This window comes from Actinomadura sp. 6N118 (assembly GCF_044326415.1).
Taxonomy (GTDB): domain Bacteria; phylum Actinomycetota; class Actinomycetes; order Streptosporangiales; family Streptosporangiaceae; genus Spirillospora.
The window spans coordinates 1-1,960 of the sequence record NZ_JBIRAZ010000063.1; the positions used below are offsets into that span (position 1 = coordinate 1).

At 67.4% G+C, this 1,960-nt stretch carries 1 protein-coding gene; it reads left to right on the forward strand.

The features are described from left to right. The first annotated feature begins 130 nt into the window (after positions 1 to 130). Positions 131 to 1,903, forward strand: coding sequence for an IS481 family transposase (locus tag ACH34W_RS55335; RefSeq protein ID WP_395969348.1), 1,773 nt, complete (start codon positions 131 to 133; stop codon positions 1,901 to 1,903). The last annotated feature ends 57 nt before the right edge of the window (positions 1,904 to 1,960 follow it).

Below are 1,960 nucleotides of genomic sequence, written 5' to 3' on the forward strand. Positions count from 1 at the left end.
TGTCGTGTCCCGGGTCATGCTTGACAGTCGAGTCCCAGTTGATGGTTGACAGGTGCCGTGTTCGGTTCTGTCGTTTCGTGGTGTTTGCGGGCATCGCGTGGCGGGAGGGCTGGGATTGGCGCTGGTGGAGTTGTCGGTCGTCGAGCAGCGGTATCGCGCGGTGCTGGAGGTCGAGGCGGGTGTGCCGGTGACCGAGGTCGCGGCCCGGTTCGGGGTGTCTCGTCAGAGTGTTCATGCCTGGTTGCGGCGGTATCGGGACTCGGGTCTGGCTGGGTTGGTCGATCGGTCCAGGCGGCCGGAGTCGTGTCCGCATCAGATGCCTGGCGAGGTGGAGGTGATGGTGTGTGAGCTGCGGCGCAAGCATCCTGGGTGGGGTCCGGTGCGGCTGGTGCATGAGCTGGGCCGGTTCGGGGTGGAGCCGGTGCCGTCGCGGATGAGTGTGTATCGGGTTCTGGTGCGTCACGGCCTGGTCCAACCCGGTAGGGGCCGGCGCAAGCGTGAGGAGTTCCGTCGCTGGGAGCGCGAGGAGCCGATGGCGTTGTGGCAGATGGACATCGTCGGCGGGGTGCTGCTGGCCGACGGCACCGAGTGCAAGGTGGTGACCGGGGTCGATGACCACTCGCGGTTCTGTGTGATCGCTTCGGTGGTGACGCGGGCGACGGGCCGTGCGGTGTGCCTGGCGTTCGCGTCCGCGTTGCGCCAGTTCGGAGTGCCGAACGAGGTGCTGACCGACAACGGCAAGCAGTTCACCGACCGGTTCGGCAAGGGCGGTGAGGTGCTGTTCGACCGGATTTGCCGCGACAACGGCATCGTGCACCGCCTCACCCAGCCCAGATCACCGACTACGACCGGCAAGATCGAGCGTTTCCATGGCAGTCTGCGCCGCGAGCTGCTGGATGACGCGGTCCCGTTCGCCGACCTGCCCGCCGCGCAAGCCGCGGTGACGCAGTGGGTGGCCGATTACAACACCGTGCGGCCGCATCAGGCGCTGGGCATGGCCTGCCCCGCTGACCGGTTCGATGTCTCCCGCGCTCGCTCCGAGCAGGACCTGCTGCCGCTGCGGCTGCCGGCCGCTATGGGCTTTGCCCCGGCCCCGGCCACCGCCGCTGAGGAGCTTGAGCTCTCGTTGGGGGGCAGGGATGTTCCACCCGCCGTGCGGCCATGTGCGGGTGACGCGGTGGAGTTCGAGCGGGTGGTGCCTGCCAGCGGGAACATGTGGGTAGCAGGCAAACAGTTCTGGCTCGGCCCAGCCCGAGCCGGGATCACCATCACCTTCTGGGCCGACACCGAAGTGATCCACCTGCTGACCGGTGGCGCCCGTCTCAAGAGCATTCGCTCCCACCTATCGGTCGCTGACCTGGCCGCGCTTGGAGCCAAAGGCGGACGCCCCGCCGGACCTCCGCCAATACCCGTCGCCCAATCTGCGGCAGCAGTGGAGGTCGACCGCACCGTCAGCAAAGACGGCCTGGTCAGCCTAGGCGGCAGGTTGATGCTGGCCGCCGAGATCCTGGGCGGCCGCAGGGTCAGCATCCGCGTCGAACCCGACACCCTGATGTACTTCGACCCCGACACCCGCCAACTGCTACGCACCCGGCCCAACCCCTTCACCGCCGAGCAGGTCGCCCGGCTACGCGGAACCCGCCCGGCCGGGCCACCGCCCCGGCCAGCCACCACACCGATCACGGTGCAACGACGCGCCAGCAACTCCGGGGTCATCATGGTGTGCGGACAGAAGATCTCCCTGGGCCGCGTCCATGCAGGTCAGACCGTCACCGTGCAGGTCACCGACACCACGTTCACCATCGAAATGGACGACGACACCCGCACGATCCGGCGGACCACCACCACACCGGTCCGCAACCACAAAGCCCACCGACCCCGCAAGGTCGACCATGTTTCCTAGGGCATCTGTAAAGCATCACCTGGGATCAATCCGTCAAGCATCAGGTGGGACTAGACA